Consider the following 21598-nt stretch of genomic DNA (forward strand, 5'->3'; position numbering starts at 1 on the left):
ACTGCGGCGCGGGTCAACCAGGAAAATTGCAGCCCTCTACAAAGTGATGAAGAGCAAGGCTTCGGAACAGGGAATTCGAATTGGAGCGCGCGACCGCGTCTTTGTCCTGACGGGAGCGGGCGTCAGCGCCGAGAGTGGCCTTGCAACCTTCCGCGACAGTAACGGCCTATGGCACGGGCACCGCGTGGAAGACGTGGCCACGCCCGAGGCATGGGACCGCAATCCGGAACTGGTCTGGCAGTTCTATTCTGCGCGGCGGCACAACGCGCTGGCCGCGCAGCCAAACCCTGCGCACGTGGCGCTCGCGGAACTCGAGCACAATCTTGGCGAACGCTTCTTCCTCTGCACGCAGAACGTGGACGACCTGCACGAGCGCGCCGGAAGCTCCCGCGTGGTGCACATGCACGGAGAACTGTTCCGCTCGCGCTGCGAGAACTGCGACCGCCCGCCATTTGCCGACACAAACATCTACGAGAACGAATCGGAAATACCGCACTGCGCCTGCGGTGCACACATTCGCCCGCACATTGTCTGGTTCGGAGAAGTGCCGCTGGAGATGCCGCACATCCTGCACGAGCTGGAGCATTGCACGGTGCTGCTTGTTGTGGGCACCAGCGGCGTGGTGCAGCCTGCCGCAAGCTTTGTGCACTGGGCCTCGGCGCGCTACCTGAATGGCGGCCCTCTGGTGCATACCTATTACGTTGGTCCCGAAAAGCCTGCGAATCATGCGGCCTTTACGCGCTGCTTTCTCGGCAAGGCGGGCGAGTTGCTGCCGCGGATATTCGGCTGAGTTCCACGGTTTGTGCGGGTGGCGTATTCTCCAGATTCGCGCCCACTTTGAACAAGTTTTTGGCCATTTATGCGGCTGCGGAGCACGTTTCCGGTTGCTTTTGCCCGCCGTTGCCGCCACAATCAAAGTTCCACATCCGGGATGATCGGATTCTGTCGAATGCTTTTTTATCTGTGCGGCGCCATCGAATATGCTCCAGACCACGGCAAGAGCTGGCGGTCGGAGATCACCACTTATCTCACTCAACTGGGACACCAGGTCTATGATCCTGCGCTCGACGAGCAGAAGGATCTCAGCGACGAGGAAGTGCGCAACTTCCGAGGCTGGAAGGAGAGTGATCTTCCGCGCTTCCAGCAGGCCGTGCGCAAGATCATCCAGTACGATCTCGACTGGGTCGAGGAGAAGTGCGACGCCATCATCGCGCTGTGGGATGAACACGCCACGCGCGGCGCGGGCACGCAGGGTGAGCTGACGGTGGCCTATCGTCGCGGCATCCCCGTCTACCTGGTTACGGCCATGCCGGTCGACCACGTGAGCGGCTGGGTGCTGGGCTGTGCGCACAAGGTGTTCCCGAGTTTTGCGGCGTTGCGCGAGTATCTTGCGCCGCGCCGTCAGCCGCAGCCTGAGGCTGCCATGCAGACTGTTTCATCCGAGTGTTAGGGGATACGGCGAATCTGAGATGAATATCACCAAGGGCAGTATTGGTTGGATTGAAGTCGTTTGCGGTCCCATGTTCAGCGGCAAGAGCGAGGAGCTGATCCGCCGCCTGCGCCGTGCGGAAATCGCGCGCCAGCGCGTGCAGATCTTCAAGCCCGCCATCGACCAGCGTTATAGCGACGGCCACATTGTCAGCCACAGCGACCTGAAGATTGGCAGCGAGTGCGTCTCCAACGCCGAGGAGCTGGAAAAGGCGCTCGACTGGCGCACCGAGGTCATCGGCATCGACGAGGCACAGTTCCTTGGCGAAGGCATCATCGATCTTGTGGTGAGGCTGGCGGATATGGGCAAGCGCATCATCATCGCCGGACTCGACACCGACTATCTCGGCCGCCCGTTTCATCCGATGCCGGAGCTGCTGGCCGTGGCCGATGAGATCACCAAGACGCTCGCCATCTGCATGCAGTGCGGCAACCCGGCCAAGCACACGCAGCGCCTGGTGGCCAGTGAAGAGCTTGTTGTGGTTGGCGCCGCTGGAATGTATGAGGCACGCTGCCGCCGCTGCTTTGAGCCGAACCTGGTGAAGCTGAAGGAGCGCGCCGCCGCAACCACCGCAGCGCTCGGCAAGGGTGCCGACGTTTAACCGGTACAGAAAGAGTTCACGCACGCCGCGCAGCCTGTTACGGGCTGCGTTTGGTGTCTGTAAACAACAATGACCATGCGGGTTCCCGCGCGCTTTGCGCGGCTTTGCAAGCCCCGCTCCAGGTGCTACATTTCACACGAGACTTCAAGGTTGGAGAACCATGCGTAAACTTCTGCTCTGCAGTGCAGTGATTGTCTGTTGCGTTCTGCTCGCGCCCACCATTGCCTTCACCTGGGGAGACCACGGCCACATGGCGGTCAACCGTGCCGCCGCCGAGAAGATTCCGGACACGATGCCCGCGTTCCTCAAGGCCCATGCCGACTACATCAGCTACGTTGGTCCCGAGCCCGACCGCTGGCGCTCGAACCTGGAGAAGCCGCTGAATGACGCGCAGGCCCCCGACCACTTCATGGACATGGAATACGTTGACTGGCTCAAGCCGCTGCCGCCGGACCGCTACGCGTTTGTCCGCGCAATTTACGCGCGCCAGGCCACGGACCCGAAGCAGCTCGCGCCGGAGAAGGTCGGCTTCCAGCCTTACATCACGATTGAGGTCTTCGACCGCCTGAAGGTTGCATTCCGCGAATATCGCAAGGCGCAGAAGGAAGGCCGCCCGACCGCCAACGCCGAAGCGAATGCGCTGTTCTACATCGGATGGCTGGGACACTACGTGGGTGACGGCGCCAATCCGCTGCACACTACCATCCAGTACAACGGCTGGACCGGCCCCAACCCGAACGGCTACACCACCGAGCACTTCATCCACACCAAGATGGAGACCACGTTCGTCAACGCCAATCCTGAGGTCGAGAAGATCGGCGATCTGGTCGGCGCGCCCAAGCATCTTGATCATCCGTTCGACGACTACATCGCTTACTTGCACGAATCGCAGGGCAAGGTGGAGCAGTCCTACAAGATTGAGAAGGCCTGCGGCTTCGAGGGGCACGGTTCGCCGGAGTCGCGCGAGTTTATCCGCCAGCAGTTGGGGCGCGGCGCACAGATGCTGCTCAACATGATCTACACCGCCTGGGTTGACTCCGAACAGCAGCCCGAACCCTGGCGCGAGCGTCCGGCGGTGAAGCCTGCCGGTTGCGAGGAGAAGAAATAACCATGGCCGCAGCGGTGTTGCCTCCGCAGCAGGTACACGCTCTTTGGGAGGCCGCTCTGGCGGCCTCCAAGCACTCTTACGCGCCGTTCTCCAAGTTCCACGTCGGCGCGGCCGTCCTGACGCGCTCCGGGCAGATATTCTCGGGCTGTAACGTGGAGAACTCCTCCTTTGGCCTCACCAATTGCGCCGAGCGCACCGCAATCTTCAAGGCCATCAGCGAAGGCGCGGACAAGGATCATCTGGAGATTGTTGCCCTGGCTTGCCTGAATGGCGAAGGCGCGCCGTGCGCGCCCTGCGGCGCCTGCCGCCAGGTCATCTTTGAGCACGGTCCCGAGGCCATCATCATCTACCTCGCGCAGGCCGGCCAGATTGTGCAGACGCCGATTCGCGAGCTGCTGCCCGAAGGCTTCCGGCTGAAGGGCTAGCCCGCTTCCTGTTATCCTTAGATTGAGATTTGCGTGTGAGGCCGCGCTCCATCGGGCGCGGCCTCGCGCTGCCGCGAGGGTTTTATGGCCGCATTGATGGATGCCATCGACATTAAACGTAAGATGTTCTTCGAGTACGAAAACGCTCCGTACCACTGCATGGAGGCCGAAGTCTCCACGCCTTCGGCGCGCGGTGCACAAACCATGGTCCGCCTGAAGATGCGCAACCTGCTTACGCAGGCCGTCTTCGACCGCACCTTCAAGGCCAGCGACAAGTTCAAGGAGCCAGATCTTCAGCAGGTGGAAGCCTCGTACCTCTACAGCGACGGCGATGGCTCGAACTTCATGGACCAGGAGACCTACGAGACCATTGCCCTGAGCGGCGACGCGCTGGGCGATGCGCTCGACTTCCTCAAGGAAGGCATGATGGTTGAGATGCTGAAGTACAACAGCAACCCCATCGGCCTCATCCTGCCCAACCAGGTGGAATTGGAAGTGACCTACACCGAGCCGGGCGCCAAGGGCGACTCCGCCGGCAGCGTGACCAAGCCCGCCACGCTCGAGACTGGCATCGAAATCCGCGTGCCGCTGTTCATCAAGACCGGCGAGAAGGTGAAGGTCTCCACCGAAACCCGCGAATTTGCAGGCCGCGCGTAGCAGAAGAGCCTTAGAAGTTGAGTGAATGAAAAGAGCAGAGTCCGCGGACTCTGCTCTTTTTCTTTTCGAGAGACTGTCATTCCTCTTCTGTTCAATGAGGCGTCATCCCGAGCGCAGCGAGGGATCTGCTGTTGCTTGTTGCCTCAGGGAACTCGTGGCGTGGAGGTCAACGCCGTGGCTCAGACGCCGGAGCGTTTACGCCACCTCCGCGCTCAGCTCGGCGTGCAGCGTGCGTGCGCGTTCCAGCGCCAGCGCCACGTTGTCGCAAAGGTTCTCGGCGCCCACGTGGTTCTTGAACTCCGCTTTGTGCATCATGCGTCGCGGCTGCGGCCGCGCGCCACACAGAATGACGCCGCGGCCACTGGCGCGGACTTCATTGGAGAACATCTCCAAGGCCTTCAGCCCGGTTGAATCGAGCGTGGTCATGTTGCGCAGGCGCAGGATGACCACCTTCGGTAGCGAGTCGATCTCCACGTTCTCCAGCTTGTGCGTGGCGCCGAAGAGGAACGCGCCGTGGATGCGCAGGATCTTCACGTACGGCGGAATGTCGCGATCATAAAGCGTGTGCTCGCGGCCCTCGCGCAGGTACTCAGGCGTTACCTCGCTCACCGTGGTGGTGGAGGAGACTTCGCGGATGAAGACCAGCGCCGCCAGGATCATTCCGGCCTCGACGGCCACCGTCAGGTCGGCGAAGACCGTCAGGAAGAACGTGACCGCCCAGCTTCCCACAATCAGCTTCGGCATCTTGAGCAGCTCGGGAATCTCATGCCATTCGCCCATGTTGTAGGCCACCACGAACAGAATGGCCGCCAGCACCGAGAGTGGTATGAAGCGCGCGATGGGCGCGGCCACCACAAGGATGACGAGCAGGGTGAGCGCGTGAATGATGCCGCTGACCGGCGTTCTTGCGCCGGAGCGGATGTTGGTGGCCGTGCGCGCAATGGCGCCCGTGGCGGGCAGCCCGCCAAATAGCGGCGACATGAAGTTGCCAATACCCTGAGCGATCAACTCCACGTTTGGGTTGTGATGGTCGCCGCTCATGCGGTCCGCCACCACCGCCGACATCAGCGACTCAATCGCGCCGAGCATCGCCACGGTCAGCGCCGGAGAGATCAGCGCCAGCACAAGATTGAAGTGGAACTGCGGCAGGTGCAGCGTGGGCAGTCCGGAAGGAATGCCGCCAAACTTGCTGCCGATGGTCTCCACAGGCAGGTGCAGCGCCAGCGAGATGAGAGTGCCGCCAAACAGCGCCACAATGTAGCCGGGCACGCGCTTCACAAATCGCGTGCAGAGCACAATGACCGCGAGCGATCCAACGCCGAGCGCGGTTTCCGTCGGAGAGATGGTACTTAGGTTCTGCGCGAGGGCTTCCATGCGGCCGAGAAAATCTCCCGGCATGTGATCGACCTTGAAGCCGAAGAAGTCCTTGATCTGCGTGCTGGCAATCACCACGGCAATTCCGTTGGTGAAGCCCACCACCACGGGGCGCGGAATGTAGCGAACGGCAGTGCCCAGCCCGGTGGCGCCCAGCAGGATGAGGATGATGCCGGCCATGCCCGTGCACATCAGCAGGCCGTCCATGCCGTAGCGGGCGACAATGCCTGCCACAACTACGACGAACGCGCCCGTGGGGCCGCCAATCTGCAGGCGGGAACCGCCAAAGGCCGAGATGCAAAAGCCGGCGACAACCGCGCAGTACAGGCCTGCCTGCGGAGGCACACCACTGGCGATGGCGAACGCCATGGCCAGCGGCAGCGCCACAAGGCCCACCGTAATGCCGGCGATCAGGTCCGCCAGAAACTTTTCTTTCGAGTATTGCTTCAGCGCGAGCATGGATTTTGGCATCCACGCCCGCCAATCTGTGTGGGGAACTGCAGAATTCATGATGCATTCCAGAATAACCGGAATGTGCCACGAAAGTCGCGTGCAGACGCAGAAATGCGGCCATTCATGCGCCTGTGAGGACCATCTTGAATTTCGAAACGGAACTAAGTCAGCCGTGCAAAGCGCCGGTTTGACTCGGGAAAGTCCACGCCCGTGACGAACCACGCTGCCAGTCCGCAGCCAAAGGCCAATGGCAGGTTTACATCGTGAAGACGGAAGCCGTCCATTGCAGGTGTGCTGTGTACGGTCAAAATCAGCGCGCCGGCCAGCACGCACGCAATGGCTGCCCACTGGTAAAGGCGCAACCCGCCTAGCAGCATCGTCTGCGGCTCACCGCGGTAAACCTCTTCCACAAAGCGTCCGAGGCCGGAGCCAATCAGGTACACCGCGCAGAGCGTGGCCGCCGTGGCGTGCGTGCAAACCAGCCGCAGCAGCACGCAGGCCACCACGCCGTTCCACAGGATGGAATAAAGCGGCGTGGCATGAATTTCAATTCCGCCCAGAGCCGTCAATCGCGTCACGCGCGAGCGCGGATGCGTGTAGCGCAGGCCGTGGAGTGTGTGGACCTCGCGTCCGTGGCAGCAACCCTGCACCAGGCAGCGCAGACGGCCCACGGCCTGTATTAGTGGTGCGGACACACTCAGCGCCGCCAAGGCCGTCCACGCGGAAGTGTTCGCAGGTCGCGCGAGCAGCGCACCCGCAATCGTGCCCAGCAGTGCGCCGTAGAATCCAAGCGGCCGCAACAGTGCCGGGGAACCTTCCACCCACTGTGCCCACAGGGCTGCGCCGACAGTGCCAGCTACATAGATGGCGAGCAGCAGAAAACTGGCCCTGTGGCCGAGTAACGCGCTCATTACGCACAGGCCAAGGAAGGTTGCCAGCCCCGCATAGGCTCCGTGGTTAATGATGCGCACCGGGCCCACCCGCCATTCGCGCCAGGAGTTGGCGATCACTTCGCATCCACGCAACAGTGCATGCCAGAGGCGCGGCAGCCACAGGACAACGAGGAAGGCTGCGAAGCCCGCGAGCACGTCTGCCAGCGAATGCATGCCCGTGGTAATGCAGCTTGCCGCCACCGCCGTGGCCCACGCGAACCATAAAACTCGCCGCAGGCGTGACGGTCCCGTCCGGGATGCTGCGGCGATGAAAGCCCACGCCACATGAAACGAAGGAAACGCCGCCGCGCCTTTGCTGAAGCTGCGCTCGAACAGAAGCAGGTTGCCCCACAGGTTCGTGGCCGCAAACGGCCGGGCTGGTGCGTGGAGTGGCAAAAGCCAATAGAGAGGAAAGATGACGGTCATCGCCTCTGCACCGCGCACGGTAAATTCGCGCAGGCGGCGCGCGCTTTTCAGCAGCATCGGTATCAGCACTACGACGATGTAAGGGCTTCCGTAGATTGCTTCCGTCCACGGCAATACGGGGAGTTGTTTCTCGAATGCCATGCGACTGTCAATCGCGTCGGTGGCAGGGCCAAGCCACCCCAAGGATTGATAAATGACAAGCCAGGGCAGCAGCACCAGCAGGCAGACTCGCAGGCGCTCCACCAGAAGCGGCGGCCGCTCAGCATTTGCCGGAAGCCACGCGTCAACTACGGCGTCGCCAAAGCGCTGTTGCAGGTCCGGCAATTCGTAGCCGAGCACCAGAGCGGCGCATCCGGCGGCAGCCAGCGGAGTCACCAGCCAGAAGCCGCTCGCGGAGCCAGCGATGAGCGACACTCCGGCGCAGGCGATCACAAAGCCTGCATAGATCGGGTGCGGAACCAGTGCGTAGATTCCGCTGGCGACAAAGCGCGGCGGAGGGAAGGCGTTCATCGGCAGGCCGCCGCCCTGGAACCAGAGTGCGGCCATGCCGGTCAACATCAGCAGAAGACCAGCGGCAAGAATCACCCAGTTCCATGTGCCGAGCGTCGGAGCTGGCACGGGCACCACGTGCGCAATGGCCTTTGCCCAGAAGACCAGCAACAGCGGAAGAATGATGGTGAATAGCGCGCCGTAGAGGAGCCGTGGCAGCAGCGCGCGTGAGCTTACAGGTCCCAATGCACCACCTCGTGAATTGTCCAGCCGGAACTTGTGGACCCGGGGGTGCGGCAGAGGCCCTGGCTCAACCATTTCTGCTCGCGGATGCCGAACAGGGAGTCCGGCAGCAGTTTCGCAAGCCTCGGCGCGTGAGGCAAGATGGAATCGCGCAGCACACCTTCGCGGAGAGAGGCCGGGGCACTCAATAGGAGTTCTCCCCCATTCCAGCGCACTTCATGGTCGGTAACCTGCAGAGGCTCAACGCGTGTGCCATTGTGAAATACAAGTGTGGTCGCGTACGGACCCTGCCAATCAATCCAGCACACGGCGTCCGGGCCGGATGTGAAGCGGCCCCAGCGCAACTCGCGCATGGGCAGCCGCCACGGTGCCAGGGTGAGCGTCAGGCATTCGGCGTAGCCTAGGCCCGCAAGGTGCCGACCGTCCACAACCATCTCCACGCGCGAGCGCGGTTGCAGGCAGTTCCACTCCACCGCGCCGTCGTCGCAGGCATAGACCGTGGCGGAGATCGCTGGGCTGTCTTCCTGCCAATCGCCCGACAGCTTGAGTTCGGGCAGCTCAAGATGAATCGGCTTGCCAACCGCGTCGGACGGAAGCGCAACGTGCCGCATCGTGGTCCGTGTGCTCAGGCATCCGTCTGTGCGTAGCAATACGGAGGCGTAGCGCACGGGGAGGTCGTGCCACAGCATCTCGGCGGCATAGACGATGGCTGCGTCACCCGTTGCGGTCACGCAGTCCAGGTACCACTTGCGGAGCAGAAATTGGGTGCCCACTCCCGCACTGTACGCACAACCGGGGCGGCGGGGAAGTGTGATTGGGGGAACCCCGCGGAGCGCGTTGCGTTACGCTGTGCGCTTGCCCAGAATTTCGGCTTCAGCCTTCAGCCAATCAGACTGATCCTGGCCATGTTGTCCGCCGCGCGATTGGAAGAGGAAATATGCCCGCTCCTGGATCATCTGCTTGACCTCAGCAGGTGCCGGCATTGTCTTCACGTTGCCCGGGGCGGCTGCGGCGAGCGGCGTCTTGGGGGTTCCGTTGGACTTGCTGGGGGCAGACTTTGGTTTGCGTGTGCGAGTGGACTTCGCTTTGACTTCGGGAGTCGACGTCTCGCCAGTCTTCTTGGCCATGGTTCACAACTCCTTACTGAAGGGATCAGGGATTGGTTGGAGCAGCACCCCTACCGCTCCCTTTTGTTACTATAACGCCACCTGTGTAAGACGAAGGTGAAAATCAAGATAAACTGCTATAAATAGTACTGATAAGTGCCATTCGCACTGCGAATATCCACACCGTTTTCCACAACAGAACAACCTGTCAGTTTTTTGCCGCTCCTTGCGGAAATCCACAGGAAAATGGCGGCAAAAAGCTACATTCCAAGAACCTGGTCGCTCTCCACCGGGAGAAACTCCTCTGATTCCAGCCCAAGAGGCTGTTCAAAGGTTGGCGCAATCTGTATAAACATTGGCGCCGTCTGCATATTGTTAAAAACGTCTCCCGGCTAAAGTAGGAGCACTGGTTGACGCTATGAACAGGCATCTACGAATTTCGTCCTACGCTCCGCAGAAGCTTCAAGAAGCGGGCATCGACATTGCTCCCATCCTGCGCCGTGCCGGGCTGCCGCCGGGGCTGTTCAATGAATCGCGCGTGCTGGTCTCCACCGAAGAGTTGTTCGCCTTCTGGAACGCTCTAGGTGAGATGAGTCCGGACCCGGCCATTGGGCTGCCTCTCGGAACGGAAACGCATATCGAACGCCTGTCGCCCACGGCACTGGCGGCGCTCTCGTCGCCAACCTTTGGCGATGCGGTGCAGCAGATTGCCCGCTACAAACGTCTCACCTGCCCGGAAGAGATTCTTCAGCGGCAGGACGAACACGAGTGGAGCCTGCAATTCCGCTGGACGCTGGCCACAAGCCCCGAGCCGCGCGTTCTCGTCGACGTCTGCTTCGCCTGGGTGCTCTCGGTGGCGCGCATGGGCACGGGCATGCGGATCACTCCGTTGCGCCTGGAACTGCGCGAGCCACGCTCGTACGTTAAGGACCTGGAGCGCCATTTTGGTTGCCCGGTGCTGACCGGAGCCGACCAGAACACCATCGTCTTCCGCGCCTCGGAAGCCGCGCGTCCGCTGGTGACACGCAACGCTGAGTTGCTGGCCACGCTGGCTCCGCAGCTTGAGGCCGAGCTGGCACAGCAGACCACGAGCGAAGGCTTTACCGAAAGCGTTCGCCGCGAAATTCAGCAGAAGCTGACGGGCCGCCGCCCGAGCATCAATGACGTGGCGCGTTCGCTGCACATCAGCTCGCGCACGTTGCAGCGCCGCCTGCAGGAGTCGGGGTCGAGCTTCCAGCGCGTGCTGGAGGAAGCCCGTCACTGCCTGGCGCGGCACTACCTGAACAACTCCGTGCTGGAGTTGAACGAAGCGGCCTACCTGCTCGGTTATGAGGACGCCAATTCGTTTGTCCGCGCCTTTCGTGCCTGGGAGGGCGTGCCACCCGGACGCTGGCGCGAGATGCGCCGGCAGCAGCAGTTGGCATCCTAACGAATCAGCAGATACGATCCCGGATTTCACAGGAGATACGAATGCAGAAACGCAGATTGGGAAACGGAAAACTGGAAGTCTCGGCCCTCGGCCTCGGCTGCATGGGCATGAGCTTCTCCTACGGCGCGCCAAAGGACAAAGGGGAGATGATCTCCCTGCTGCGCTCGGCCGTCGAGCGCGGCGTCACGTTCTTTGATACCGCCGAAGTCTACGGTCCGTTCACGAATGAGGAACTGGTGGGCGAGGCGCTTGCACCGGTGCGCGATCAGGTCATCATCGCCACCAAGTTCGGCTTCAAGCTCGATCCTACGGGCCAGACGCGCCATCAGGGGCTCGACAGCCGCCCGGAGCACATCAAACAGGTGGCGGAAGCCTCGCTCAAGCGCCTGCGGACGGACGTGATCGATCTGTTCTACCAGCACCGCGTTGATCCCGACGTGCCGATCGAGGATGTTGCCGGAGCCGTGAAGGAGTTGATTGCGGAAGGCAAGGTCCGCCACTTCGGCCTCTCCGAAGCAAGCCCGAAGACCATCCGCCGCGCCCACGCCGTACAGCCAGTCACCGCGCTGCAGAGCGAGTACTCGCTTTGGTATCGCAAGGTGGAGGCGGAAGTGTTGCCGGTGCTGGAGGAACTGGGTATTGGCCTGGTGCCGTACAGTCCGCTCGGCCGCGGCTTCCTCACCGGGGCCATCAGCGCGGAGACCAAGTTTGGGAGCAATGATTTCCGCGGCTCGCTGCCGCGCTTTGCGCCCGAGGCGATGAAGGCCAACCAGGCCGTCGTCGACCTGCTGACCGCCATGGGAAAGCAGAAGGACGCAACTCCGGCACAGATCGCGCTTGCCTGGCTGTTGGCGCAGAAGGCGTGGATCGTGCCGATTCCGGGCACCACGAAGCTCACGCGGCTGGAGGAGAACCTTGGCGCGGTCGAAGTGGAGCTGACGGCGGAAGACGTGCGCCAACTCAATGACGCCGTGGCGAAGATTCCCGTGCAGGGCGACCGTTACCCCGAGCAACTGGAAAAGATGACCGGGCGCTAGCGCCAGATCGGAAGGAAGATGCAATGCCTCATGTGCTAGTGAAACTTGCCAGCGGCAGAAGCGAGGAGCAGAAAGCGCGTCTCGCCGGAAAGATTGTCGAGAGCCTCACCGAGGTCCTGCAATGCGGAGAAGGAGCTATTTCCGTCGGCATTGAAGATGTTGAACCGAGCCGGTGGCCGGAGGTCTACCACGCGGAGATCCTGCCGCGCTGGAGCACCCTCTACAAAATTCCCGGCTACAAAATGGAGTAGGAATCTTAAGCAATGAGCAAGAAGGTACTGATATTTTCCGCCAGCCCGAGAAAGGGCGGCAATTCGGATACCCTGTGCGACGAGTTCTTCCGCGGGGCGCAGGAAGCAAAGCATACGGTTGAAAAGGTGGTGCTTGCCGAGAAGACCATTCATTATTGCCAGGGCTGTTACGCCTGCCGGGGCAATGGCGAGTGCGTGCAGAAGGACGACATGGCGAAGATTCTTGCCAGCATGCTCGCCGCTGATGTCATCGTGCTGGCTTCGCCGATCTACTTTTACACCATGTGCGCGCAACTGAAGACGGTGATCGACCGTACGGTGGCCCGCTACACCAAGCTCTCCAACAAGGAGTTCTATTTCATCCTCACTGCGGCTGTCCGCAGCGAGCCTGCTTTACAGCGCGCGGTGGAAGAGCTGCGCGGCTTCACCTCCTGCCTGCACGGCGCGAAGGAGAAGGGCATCATCTACGGAACCGGGGCCTGGGAGGTCGGCGACATTGTGCACCGGCCGGCGATGAAGCAGGCGTATGAGATGGGGCTGCGGGCGTAACTGCGCCCGCGCCGGCAGGTTGAGTTCCTTTACTCAGGCGTTCCCGTTGACCTGCGGTCCATCCTCGGGCGGCGGAGCAAGCGGAACCTCGATGGCCTCTGCGCTGGAGCAGAAATGCTCCAGCCGCAATCCTTCCAACCCAAGCAATTCCAGTGCTTCCACCATTGAATTGGTGAGCCGTGTGCGCTCCGGGGTGCGGTTGTGGCTGATGAAATTCCGCCACAGGCTGACGCTCTCGCGTCCGCGGGCGATAAATGCGCGCGGCTTGGCGCTGAGGAACAGGGGTTCCTCCCGCGAAAGGCTCACAATGGCCTGGTTGGAAACGGGGGAGGAATCGACCTGGAGCAGGTCGACAATCGAGCATTGCATCCGCCGCCGGGCCAGCAAATCGGTCACATCAAGATAGTGCTGCACCAGGAGCTTCTGCGTGAGAATGCCGGAGAAGGTCACCAGAAGCACGCCCTGCCCAGGATCAAAATCAATGCGGTAACTCATACTTGATTGATCGGCCGAAGGGCGCTTGTGCCTGAGCGATGGCCCAACACTTGTGTGCCGCACGCATCCCGAGTTGAAACGCATTAACTTTCCGGCATCCCGCCTCAATTGTGGATTCACTTTTCAGTTCGCGATGGTAGTCTTTTGTGCAAGAGGGTGGTGGCCATCCCCCGGGTTCCCGTGCGCTGTCGAACTGATAGAGAGGTGTGGGTTATGGCGGTCTACGGTGGTTTTCAGTTTGAATCGGAAAAGCCGGTGCGTCTGAAGCTGCGTATCTGGGGGCTGGATGCTGGGGGCAAGGCGTTCAATGAGAATGTCTGGACCAGCGCGGTCAGCACCGAGAGTGCCGTGGTGGAGACCGTGACCGTCGCGCTCAAATCCGGTGACGTCATCGGCGCCGGCATCGACGACCGCAAGGCACGTTTTCGCGTAGTCTGCGATACGCCCACAACCCAGCCGGGCGGTTCCGTGCACCTGCGCATGGTGGAGCCTACGGTGGACAATTTCTGGCGCCTGCACGGTGATGCCGAGAATCCGGCACCCCCGTCGCAGACCCGGAAATTTCTGGAACGACGCTCTTCGCCGCGCTTCCGTTGCAGCGGATTCGCAGAACTCCGTGAAGCAGGCAAGAGCTTTGCCCTGCGCGCTCCCATTACAGACATTGCACGCAACGGCTGCTACGTGGAGATCGGCATGCCGCTGCCGAAGGACACCGAACTGCGAATTTCCGTGACCTTGCGCGGCATTACCTTCCAGACCGTTGCACATGTTGTGAGTACACACCCCGGCGTGGGCATGGGATTGCGCTTCGACCTGGGCACGCTCAAGCCCGCCGATCGTCTGCACGATGTACTGAAGCAGTTGGAGAGCGAACTGCGCCCGGAAATTCGCTACTGATCGCATACGGAATAGCATCTGTTTTCACGCGTGCGCGCGGTTGCTTAAGTTGCGGTGATGTTGCGCGCATGTGCCGGACGAGGCGGTTTCCCGCGTCCGTCCACCTGATTCACTCCCATGATTCTTGCTCCAGGCCCGCGAAGCTCCTGCATCGCAAGGCTTGGCGTCCCGGCATTTCTCGCGTAGAGTAGTTGCAATTCTTTCGAGCACTCCGCGCTCAATCCAGGGGTTGATGATGACGAAAAGTCTGATGGGAAACCTGTTTCCTGATGGCGCCGTGTTTTCGCGGCGAAACTTTCTGCGCACGGCAATGAGCGCCGGTGCGGCGCTGACCGCAGCCGGTTGCCTGGGTGAGGCCGAACTGGCGCTTGCGCAGTCCGTGCCACTCGCTCGCGGGCACGTCGAGGGCGCTGTCTACATCAACGCCAATGAGAATCCGCTGGGTCTGAGCGAATCTGCGCGCAAGGCCGGACAGGAGGCTCTCGCGCGCAGCGGCCGTTATTGCGAAGACATGGCCGAGCAGGTCTCCAGCCTGTTTGCCGCGCAGAACGGCCTGAAGCCGGAATACGTGCAGACCTTTTCGGGCTCGACGCAGCCGCTGCACTACTCGGTGCTTGCCTTCTGCGGGCCGGAGCGCCCGTTCGTCATTGCCGACCCTGGTTACGAAGCCGGCATGATTGCCGCGCAGGCCCTCGGCGCGCCGATCTTTAAAGTGCCGCTGGCGAAGGATTACGCGCACGACGTGCGTGCCATGTGCAAGGCCGCGCCCAATGCAGGGCTGCTCTACATCTGCTCGCCGAATAATCCAACGGGCACCGTCACCAGCCGCGCCGATGTGGAGTACGCGCTGGCCAACAAGCCCAATGGGTCCATCCTGCTGCTCGACGAGGCTTACATTCACTTCAGCAACCAGACGCCTGCGCTCGACCTTGTCGCGGCAGACAAGGAGATCATCATCCTGCGCACGTTCAGCAAGATTTATGGCATGGCTGGAATGCGGCTCGGCTTCGTCATTGCGCGGCCTGACCTGCAGCAGAAGATCTTTGCGCGCGGCGGCTGGAGCCTGTGTCCGGTGCCGGCCATGGCAGCCGGCATCGCGTCACTGAAAGATAAAGACCTCGTTTCGCAGCGCAAACAAATCATCGCCGACGTTCGCAACCGCACCTTCGACTGGCTCACCAAGCACAACTACAGCTTCGTTCCCTCCGACAGCAACTGCTTCATGCTCGACACAAAACAGCCGGGCAAGCGCGTCATCGCCGCCATGCAGCAAAAGGGCATCTTCATCGGGCGCATCTGGCCGGCGTGGCCCAACCACGTGCGCATCACCATCGGCACTCGTGAGGAGATGGAGAAATTCCAGAAGGCGTTTGACGAAGTGATGCACATGGAGCTGGCGGACGTGAAAGACGTGCCAGCCATGCGCAGGGCAACGCCGTTCGCGCCGAAGCAGTACCGCATCCTCGCGTAGTCAACCACTCTACGGACACGCAAAAAGCCCGCCGTAAAGGCGGGCTTTCTCGTTGATGCACATTGCCGAGCCAGTTACCGGGCGCAGCTTCCCGCATCTTTCAAACCGAGTTTGCGGAAGATGGTCATGGCCGGGCACCAGTTGGTGAAGGCCGATTGGAACAGGTTGAGGCCCACGAAGGCCGTCAGCCAGTACCACTTGGGCGAGACATACACGGCCAAGCCCATCGAAACCAGGACCACGATCCCGGCCATCATTCTTGTCGCACGTTCTACAGTCATTTTATTTTCCTCCCCCTTTTAGTTGGAATTTTCCGGCAGGTCGCAGCTTGGACGGTCGCACTCCGCAATGTTTTCCGGAGAATGCGGGTGCTGCGTATGCAGCCCGAGCCACTTCTGCACAAGGTAATAGAGCACCGGCACGGCCATGCGCGAGAGCAGTGTCGAAGCTACTTCGCCCGCCATCAGCGAGACGGCCAGGCCTTGGAAGATTGGATCGAACAGGATGACGCTGGCGCCGACCACAACGGCGGCAGCTGTCAGCAGCATCGGGCGGAAACGCACGGCTCCGGCATCGACCACCGCTTCTTCCAGCGGCATCCCCTGCGCGCGGCGCAGTTCGATGAAGTCGACGAGGATGATGGAGTTGCGCACGATGATGCCCGCGCCCGCAATAAAGCCGATCATTGACGTGGCGGTGAAGAACGCGCCCATCATCGCGTGTGCCGGCAGGATGCCGATCAGCGTCAGCGGAATGGGCGCCATGATGACCAGCGGCGTGATGAACGAGCGGAACCAGCCCACCACCAGCACGTAGATGAGGATGAGCACCGTGCCGAAGGCCAGCCCAAGGTCGCGGAAGACCTCGATGCTGATGTGCCACTCGCCGTCCCACTTCATCGAGTAGCGCTCGGTCGACGGCGGCTGCACGGCGTTGTAGCGGCCGAGCGTGTAGCCCTCCGGCAGCTTCAGCTGGTCGAGCTTCTTGTTCATCGCAAGGATGGCGTAGACGGGGCTTTCCGCGCCGCCCGCCACGTCGCCCGTGACGTAGACCACGCGCTGCATGTTCTTGCGGTAGATGCTCGTGTCAATCGTTGTCTGCCGCATGGTCGTCAGCTCGCCCACGGAGACCATCTGCCCGCTCGCCGTCGGCAGCTTTACTCCTTCAAGGCTTTCGATGCTCGAACGTGCCTCGCGGCTGAAACGAACGTTGATGGGTACATCCTCGCGGCTGTCCGCGACGTGCAGCAGCCCGGCGTTTGCGCCGCTGGTGCCAAGCTCCAGCGTGCGTGTTACATCACCGGCGGAGATGCCATGTTGCGAGGCACGCACGAGGTCCACAGCAAGGTCGTACTTCGTCTGCGGGTCCTCCACGTACCAATCCACGTCCACCACGCCCGGCGTGCCTTTGAAGATCTGTTTGATCTGCTCGGCCACCTGCATCTGGCCTTTCAGGTCCGGGCCGTAGACTTCGGCAACGAGCGTCTGCAGCACGGGCGGTCCGGGCGGTACTTCGCTCACCTTGATGCGCGCGCCCATCGGCTCGGCAATTTTTAGCAACTCGGGACGCAGGCGGCGCGCTATGGCGTGGCTTTGCTGGCTGCGTTCGTTCTTCGGCAGCAGGTTCACCTGAATATCCGCCTGGTTGGAGCCGTGGCGCAGGAAGTAGTGGCGCACCAACCCGTTGAAGTTGTAAGGGCCGCTGGTGCCTGCGTAAATCTGGTAATTGGCAATCTCCGGCTGCGTAGAAAGGTACGAGCCGAGCCGCTGTGCAACTTCGGTCGTGCGCTCGAGCGGCGTGCCGTTCGGCATGTCGATGATGACCTGGAACTCGCTCTTGTTGTCGAAGGGAAGCATCTTCACCTTGACCCACTGGAGCGGAATGAAGGCCACTGCTGCGAGCAGCAGTACAACCACGGTGACGAAGAACGCGGCCTGATAATGTGGGTGCCGGATGATCGGCTCCATCACGCGGCGGTAGAGCCGGGTGGACCAATCCTCCGAGTCGTGATGATGCGCCGCCTCATCGTCCGCATAATGGCGCAGCAATCTCCATGCCGCCCACGGCGAAACGATAAACGCCACCAGCAGCGAAAACACCATGGCCGCCGAGGCGCCAACCGGAATCGGGCGCATGTACGGGCCCATCAATCCGCGCACGAAGGCCATGGGCAGGATGGCGCCGATGACCGTGAAGGTCGCAAGGATCGTCGGGTTGCCCACCTCGTTGACGGCCTCCACCGCAACATCGGTGAGCGAGCGGCCGCGATTCTCCGGCAGGCGGAAGTGCCGCACAATGTTCTCGACCACAACGATGGCATCGTCGACGAGGATGCCGATGCTGAAGATGAGCGCGAACAACGTCACACGGTTCAGTGTGTACTTGTAGAGATAGAAGATGGCGAGTGTGAGCGCCAGTGTCACCGGCACGGCCAGCAGAACTACGCCGGACTCACGCCAGCCGAGCACGAGCGCCACCAGCAACGTAACGGAGAGCGTCGCCAGGAATAGATGCTCCAGCAACTCGTCGGATTTTTCCTTGGCCGTTACGCCGTAGTTGCGCGTGGTGGTGATGTTCAGGTCGGCGGGCAGCACGTTGCCGCGCAAGGCATTCACGCGCGCCAGCACCGCGTTGGAAATATCAGTGGCATTGGTGCTTTTGCGCTTCGCAATGGTCAGCGTTACGGCGGGGTAGTCCGCGCCAAGCTGCGCATGAGGCGTGCCTGCGGCCTGTCCGTACAGCACGTAGTCGGTTGGCTCCGAGGGGCCGTCCTCGATCTTCGCGGCCACATCGCGCAGGTAGACCGGCTTGCCGTTGCGCGCTGTCACCACCACCTGCTGCCAGTCGGCGGCGGAGTTGAGGAATCGCCCGGCTTCCACCTGGAATTCCGTGTTGTTCTTGTCGAAGGCACCGACGTTCGCTCGTACGTTGGCGGATTGCAACGCCTGGAGCACCTGTGGCGCGGCCACGCCATAAGCAGCAAGGCGATTTGGATCAAGCTCCACGCGGATGGAGCGCGGCTGGCCGCCGAGAATCTTCGTCTCGGAGACATCGTCCACCTGCTTGATGGTGTGTTCCAGTTCGGCTGCCACCTGGCGCAGCTTGTAGGCGTCGTAATTCGGTCCCCACAGCGTCAGCGCAAGGATCGGCACATCGTCGATGGAGCGCACCTTCACCAGTGGCTGCGAGACACCGGCAGGCATCTGGTCCATGTGCGAAAAGAGCTGGTTGTAGGTCTTGATGATTGCGTCTTCTTCTTTAGTGCCGACCTTGAAGCGCACAATCACCAGACTGCCGCCGGGCTGCGAGATGGAGTAGAGGTACTCCACGCCCGGAACCTGCCGCAGAATCTTCTCCAGCGGCACGCTCACGCGCTGTTCCACCTCCTGCGGCGTGGCGCCCGGCATGGCCACCATCACGTCCATCATGGGGACGACGATCTGCGGCTCTTCTTCGCGCGGCGTGGCAATGATGGCGAAGATGCCCAGCAGGATCGACGCTACGATGATCAACGGCGTCAGCTTGGAGTCGATGAAAGCGTGCGCGATTTTTCCGGCAAGCCCGAGCTCGTGGTGCTTCACCGCCGCACCTCCAGGCGCTTGCCGCCCAGCTCACGTCCCTCGGGAGCCTGCACAATCGTTTCCTGCGCCGAGAGGCCGGAGAGAATCTCAGTCTGTCCGTTGCTTGTTTCACCCACGGTCACATAGCGAAGCTGCAACATGCCGTCGGCGGCCACCACGTAAACCGCGTGGAGCGAGCCGCGTTGTACCACGGCCGTCGCGGGCACCAACAACGCCGTGCGTTCGCCGCGTGCGAAGCTGGCGTGGGCGCTCAGGCCGCTGCGCACAACTTTCGACTTCGGCAGATCGAGCTTGATGGTGAAGCTGCGCGAAGCGACGTCGGCGGCGGGCACAATCTGCGCCACCTTGCCGGAAATTGTTTCATCCGGATAAGCGTCAAGAGAGACAGGAACGCTGGCTCCGGGCTTGACCCAGCGCAACTGGCTTTCGTCGACCGCAGCTTCCACGCGGTATTTGTCTGTGCGCTCCACGGTCAGCAGAGGCACACCGGGTGCGGCCATTGCGCCGGGATCGGCCGTGCGTGCGGTCACCACGCCAGAGAACGGCGCGCGCAACTTTGAGTATCCCAGCGCAGTGCGAGCTTGGGAAAGTGCGGCTTCCGCCTGCGCCTTGCCGCTGGTCGCCGCCTGTGCGCGGGCCGTGGCTGCTTGTGCGCGCGTCTTTACCTCGTCGTATTCCTGCGGGCTTACCGATTTGCGGTCGTACAGAGTCTGGTAGCGCTTCAGCGTGCTCTCGGCCAGCGCGCGGTCGCTCTCGGCGGCCGCCACATCCTGCTGCGCGGCGGCCGTGGCGGCGCGGGCGCGCTCCACGCCAGCCTGTGCCTGCTGCGCGTCAATGGAAGCCAGTACCTGTCCGGCCTTTACGGCGTCGCCTTCGTGAACGTACACGGCTATCACGGTCCCCATCATCTGCGGTGCAATCTGCGCGGTTTCCACCGAGCGCACGGTGCCCACGGCAACGAGTGCATCCGGAACCGCAGAGCTCTTCGCCGTGCAGGTGGCCACCCCGGTCACCACTTCGGGCGTCTGCGAAGCAACTTCATGGTGAGAATTACAAGCCGTGAGCATTGCAAACGGTGCGGCGAGTGCCGCCATCAGGAATATCTTTTTCATTGGGTCACCACCACGCTGTGTTCATTCAATTCGCCGGTCGCCAGTTGCAACGCGGCATAGCAGACGGCCTGCCGGGAAACGGCCTGCCAGTAATTGTTCTTTGTCGTGCGCGCGGCATCTTCGGCGCGCAACAGTTCGGTTACCGGCGTCAGGCCGCTCTCATAGCGGTCTCGCACAATGCGCAGAGATTCCTCTGCCTGCGCGGTGGCCGCGCGTGCAACCGCCAGCATCTGCCGTGCGGAGTCGTACTCCACCCAGGCGCGGCGAACCTCCATGCGGACAGCGTCGCCGGCGGCCTGCTGCGCGGCTTCGGCGCGGCTGAGCATGGCTTTCTCACGGCCGAGCGTGGCGCTCTTGTCGTGCGCGAACAGGTCGATGCGCAGGGAAGCGCCGGTCATCCAGTTGGTGTTGCCGCCGGTGGCCAGCGCCTGCGTGTCAGACTGCCAGGAGCCAAAGACATCAAGCCGGGGCCCGTAGGCTGAGCGCGCAGCGCGCACAGCGTCATGCTGTGCGGCCAACTGCGCGGCCACGGCCTCCAGGTCGGGGCGCTGCTTGAGCGCGCGGGCCTCGGCTTGTTCCAACTCCGCCACTTCAAAGCTCTGCTCGTGGAGAGCGTTGGCGGGCTGCTGTCCCGGCGACAAGCGTGCACCGAGAGACGTTTCCAATTGTGCAGCGGCAATGGTGACTTCGCCACGGGCGCGGATGAGTTCCTGCTGACGGCTGGCCACCAGCACTTGCGACGACAGCGCGTCGGCCTCGACCGCGGTTCCAGCCTGCACACGGGCGTTGGCACTCTCCTGAATTTTCAGCGCGGTAGTCAGCGTCTGCTCCGCCAAGTCCTGCTGGCGCTCGGCCAGTTGCAGCGCGTAATAGCTTTCGACCACACGGTAGACTGTCGCCTGCTCACTACGCGTCAGTTGACGTTGCGAGGCAGTTTGCAAGGAGCGCGCCGCGCGCAGTCGGAAGCGATCCTGAAACGAATTGAACACCGTCCACTGGCCGCCAACGCGGGCCGTGAAGTCTGTGATCGGCGCCGGATAGTTCAGGCTCGGGATGGCGAAGTTGTCCTGGGTGAAGCGCCCTTGGCGCAGACGCGTGCCAAAGGCGTAGACCGGATCGTTACCGCGTGCAAGGGACTCGGAGAAATCCACGCGCGGCAGGAAGGCGCTGCGGGCCATCTCCACATTTGCCCCGGCAGCGCTCTGGTCGGCGGCGGCCATGCGCAGTTCCGGATTCTTGCGCAGCGCCAGCGCGACCGCGTCGCTCAGCTTCAGCGGCTCGGAAGTTTGCGCCACGGCGGAGGCCGCTAGCAACAGAATTGGAATGAGAAATCGTTGTTTCATTGGAATGCCTGTCTTCAGTTCTCTCAACCGAACAAATGCAGGAAGTAGACGGACGTTACAAAACGGAGTGTAGAGCGGGGAAGGGCAGTTGGCGAGCAGGAAAAAGCCCGGTTCCGAAGAACCGGGCTGG

The 21598-nt window shown here is 62.0% G+C and carries 21 protein-coding genes; 12 read left to right on the forward strand and 9 right to left on the reverse strand.

What is annotated here, in order from left to right; all coding sequences use genetic code 11:
• Positions 1-46 precede the first annotated feature (46 nt).
• From AC6IZO_RS00500 to efp, 6 genes are all read left to right on the forward strand, one after another.
• A complete protein-coding gene (locus tag AC6IZO_RS00500) occupies positions 47-790 on the forward strand; it encodes an SIR2 family NAD-dependent protein deacylase (RefSeq protein ID WP_497806891.1) in 744 nt (247 codons plus the stop codon).
• A 159-nt stretch (positions 791-949) separates the two neighbouring features.
• Positions 950-1450, forward strand: coding sequence for a nucleoside 2-deoxyribosyltransferase (locus AC6IZO_RS00505; RefSeq protein ID WP_497806893.1), 501 nt, complete (start codon positions 950-952; stop codon positions 1448-1450).
• Positions 1451-1469: 19 nt separating this feature from the next.
• A complete protein-coding gene (locus AC6IZO_RS00510; RefSeq protein ID WP_497806895.1) occupies positions 1470-2090 on the forward strand; it encodes a thymidine kinase in 621 nt (206 codons plus the stop codon).
• A 160-nt stretch (positions 2091-2250) separates the two neighbouring features.
• Entirely contained in the window at positions 2251-3198 is a 948-nt protein-coding gene (locus AC6IZO_RS00515; RefSeq protein ID WP_497806897.1) for a phospholipase C/P1 nuclease family protein, read from the forward strand.
• A gap of 2 nt (positions 3199-3200) precedes the next feature.
• Positions 3201-3623, forward strand: a complete 423-nt coding sequence (locus AC6IZO_RS00520) for a cytidine deaminase (RefSeq protein ID WP_497806899.1) — start codon at positions 3201-3203, stop codon at positions 3621-3623.
• Positions 3624-3707: 84 nt separating this feature from the next.
• A complete protein-coding gene (gene efp, locus AC6IZO_RS00525) occupies positions 3708-4280 on the forward strand; it encodes an elongation factor P (RefSeq protein ID WP_497806901.1) in 573 nt (190 codons plus the stop codon).
• Between the two features lie 195 nt (positions 4281-4475).
• Here the strand turns inward: efp and AC6IZO_RS00530 are convergent, their stop codons facing one another.
• The 4 genes from AC6IZO_RS00530 to AC6IZO_RS00545 form a co-directional block, all read right to left on the reverse strand.
• Entirely contained in the window at positions 4476-6113 is a 1638-nt protein-coding gene (locus AC6IZO_RS00530; RefSeq protein ID WP_497806903.1) for a SulP family inorganic anion transporter, read from the reverse strand.
• Between the two features lie 155 nt (positions 6114-6268).
• Entirely contained in the window at positions 6269-8200 is a 1932-nt protein-coding gene (locus AC6IZO_RS00535) for a prolipoprotein diacylglyceryl transferase family protein (RefSeq protein WP_497806905.1), read from the reverse strand.
• Entirely contained in the window at positions 8188-8970 is a 783-nt protein-coding gene (locus tag AC6IZO_RS00540) for a hypothetical protein (protein ID WP_497806907.1), read from the reverse strand. The genes AC6IZO_RS00535 and AC6IZO_RS00540 overlap by 13 nt, the downstream gene beginning before the upstream one ends.
• 69 nt (positions 8971-9039) lie before the next feature.
• Entirely contained in the window at positions 9040-9324 is a 285-nt protein-coding gene (locus AC6IZO_RS00545; protein ID WP_497806909.1) for a DUF2934 domain-containing protein, read from the reverse strand.
• A 397-nt stretch (positions 9325-9721) separates the two neighbouring features.
• Here AC6IZO_RS00545 and AC6IZO_RS00550 point away from each other — a divergent pair, with 397 nt between their 5' ends.
• The 4 genes from AC6IZO_RS00550 to AC6IZO_RS00565 are packed head-to-tail and all read left to right on the forward strand — an operon-like array spanning position 9722 to position 12569.
• A complete protein-coding gene (locus AC6IZO_RS00550; protein WP_497806911.1) occupies positions 9722-10732 on the forward strand; it encodes an AraC family transcriptional regulator in 1011 nt (336 codons plus the stop codon).
• 41 nt (positions 10733-10773) lie between these two features.
• Positions 10774-11769, forward strand: coding sequence for an aldo/keto reductase (locus tag AC6IZO_RS00555; RefSeq protein ID WP_497806913.1), 996 nt, complete (start codon positions 10774-10776; stop codon positions 11767-11769).
• A 23-nt stretch (positions 11770-11792) separates the two neighbouring features.
• Entirely contained in the window at positions 11793-12020 is a 228-nt protein-coding gene (locus AC6IZO_RS00560) for a tautomerase family protein (protein WP_497806915.1), read from the forward strand.
• Positions 12021-12032: 12 nt separating this feature from the next.
• Complete coding sequence (locus tag AC6IZO_RS00565) at positions 12033-12569, forward strand: flavodoxin family protein (protein ID WP_497806917.1); 537 nt, start codon at positions 12033-12035, stop codon at positions 12567-12569.
• 33 nt (positions 12570-12602) lie between these two features.
• Here AC6IZO_RS00565 and AC6IZO_RS00570 read toward each other — a convergent pair whose 3' ends face one another.
• Entirely contained in the window at positions 12603-13064 is a 462-nt protein-coding gene (locus AC6IZO_RS00570) for a hypothetical protein (protein ID WP_497806919.1), read from the reverse strand.
• 213 nt (positions 13065-13277) lie between these two features.
• Here AC6IZO_RS00570 and AC6IZO_RS00575 point away from each other — a divergent pair, with 213 nt between their 5' ends.
• Both AC6IZO_RS00575 and AC6IZO_RS00580 read left to right on the forward strand, forming a co-directional pair.
• Positions 13278-13961 carry a PilZ domain-containing protein gene (locus AC6IZO_RS00575; protein WP_497806921.1) on the forward strand — a complete coding sequence of 228 codons (684 nt, stop codon included), beginning with the start codon at positions 13278-13280 and terminating at the stop codon, positions 13959-13961.
• Positions 13962-14193: 232 nt separating this feature from the next.
• Positions 14194-15432, forward strand: a complete 1239-nt coding sequence (locus tag AC6IZO_RS00580; protein WP_497806923.1) for a pyridoxal phosphate-dependent aminotransferase — start codon at positions 14194-14196, stop codon at positions 15430-15432.
• Between the two features lie 74 nt (positions 15433-15506).
• Here the strand turns inward: AC6IZO_RS00580 and AC6IZO_RS00585 are convergent, their stop codons facing one another.
• Genes AC6IZO_RS00585 through AC6IZO_RS00600 form a run of 4 tightly spaced genes read right to left on the reverse strand, consistent with a single transcriptional unit; the run spans position 15507 to position 21468 of the window.
• Positions 15507-15713, reverse strand: coding sequence for a YgaP family membrane protein (locus AC6IZO_RS00585; protein ID WP_497806925.1), 207 nt, complete (start codon positions 15711-15713; stop codon positions 15507-15509).
• Between the two features lie 18 nt (positions 15714-15731).
• Positions 15732-19013, reverse strand: coding sequence for an efflux RND transporter permease subunit (locus AC6IZO_RS00590; RefSeq protein ID WP_497806927.1), 3282 nt, complete (start codon positions 19011-19013; stop codon positions 15732-15734).
• Entirely contained in the window at positions 19010-20125 is a 1116-nt protein-coding gene (locus tag AC6IZO_RS00595; RefSeq protein ID WP_497806929.1) for an efflux RND transporter periplasmic adaptor subunit, read from the reverse strand. The genes AC6IZO_RS00590 and AC6IZO_RS00595 overlap by 4 nt, the downstream gene beginning before the upstream one ends.
• A complete protein-coding gene (locus AC6IZO_RS00600; protein ID WP_497806931.1) occupies positions 20122-21468 on the reverse strand; it encodes a TolC family protein in 1347 nt (448 codons plus the stop codon). The genes AC6IZO_RS00595 and AC6IZO_RS00600 overlap by 4 nt, the downstream gene beginning before the upstream one ends.
• Between the last annotated feature and the right edge of the window lie 130 nt (positions 21469-21598).

It is taken from the genome of Oryzophilus luti (assembly GCF_059726245.1).

Bases quoted from the DNA above. Each gene is read 5' to 3' on its own strand.
- AC6IZO_RS00500 (WP_497806891.1), top strand. From the start codon at position 47: ATGAAGAGCAAGGCTTCGGAACAGGGAATTCGAATTGGAGCGCGCGAC.
- AC6IZO_RS00505 (WP_497806893.1), top strand. From the start codon at position 950: ATGCTTTTTTATCTGTGCGGCGCCATCGAATATGCTCCAGACCACGGC.
- AC6IZO_RS00510 (WP_497806895.1), top strand. From the start codon at position 1,470: ATGAATATCACCAAGGGCAGTATTGGTTGGATTGAAGTCGTTTGCGGT.
- AC6IZO_RS00515 (WP_497806897.1), top strand. From the start codon at position 2,251: ATGCGTAAACTTCTGCTCTGCAGTGCAGTGATTGTCTGTTGCGTTCTG.
- AC6IZO_RS00520 (WP_497806899.1), top strand. From the start codon at position 3,201: ATGGCCGCAGCGGTGTTGCCTCCGCAGCAGGTACACGCTCTTTGGGAG.
- efp (WP_497806901.1), top strand. From the start codon at position 3,708: ATGGCCGCATTGATGGATGCCATCGACATTAAACGTAAGATGTTCTTC.
- AC6IZO_RS00530 (WP_497806903.1), bottom strand. From the start codon at position 6,113: ATGCTCGCGCTGAAGCAATACTCGAAAGAAAAGTTTCTGGCGGACCTG.
- AC6IZO_RS00545 (WP_497806909.1), bottom strand. From the start codon at position 9,324: ATGGCCAAGAAGACTGGCGAGACGTCGACTCCCGAAGTCAAAGCGAAG.
- AC6IZO_RS00550 (WP_497806911.1), top strand. From the start codon at position 9,722: ATGAACAGGCATCTACGAATTTCGTCCTACGCTCCGCAGAAGCTTCAA.
- AC6IZO_RS00555 (WP_497806913.1), top strand. From the start codon at position 10,774: ATGCAGAAACGCAGATTGGGAAACGGAAAACTGGAAGTCTCGGCCCTC.
- AC6IZO_RS00560 (WP_497806915.1), top strand. From the start codon at position 11,793: ATGCCTCATGTGCTAGTGAAACTTGCCAGCGGCAGAAGCGAGGAGCAG.
- AC6IZO_RS00565 (WP_497806917.1), top strand. From the start codon at position 12,033: ATGAGCAAGAAGGTACTGATATTTTCCGCCAGCCCGAGAAAGGGCGGC.
- AC6IZO_RS00570 (WP_497806919.1), bottom strand. From the start codon at position 13,064: ATGAGTTACCGCATTGATTTTGATCCTGGGCAGGGCGTGCTTCTGGTG.
- AC6IZO_RS00575 (WP_497806921.1), top strand. From the start codon at position 13,278: ATGGCGGTCTACGGTGGTTTTCAGTTTGAATCGGAAAAGCCGGTGCGT.
- AC6IZO_RS00580 (WP_497806923.1), top strand. From the start codon at position 14,194: ATGATGACGAAAAGTCTGATGGGAAACCTGTTTCCTGATGGCGCCGTG.
- AC6IZO_RS00585 (WP_497806925.1), bottom strand. From the start codon at position 15,713: ATGACTGTAGAACGTGCGACAAGAATGATGGCCGGGATCGTGGTCCTG.
- AC6IZO_RS00595 (WP_497806929.1), bottom strand. From the start codon at position 20,125: ATGAAAAAGATATTCCTGATGGCGGCACTCGCCGCACCGTTTGCAATG.
- AC6IZO_RS00600 (WP_497806931.1), bottom strand. From the start codon at position 21,468: ATGAAACAACGATTTCTCATTCCAATTCTGTTGCTAGCGGCCTCCGCC.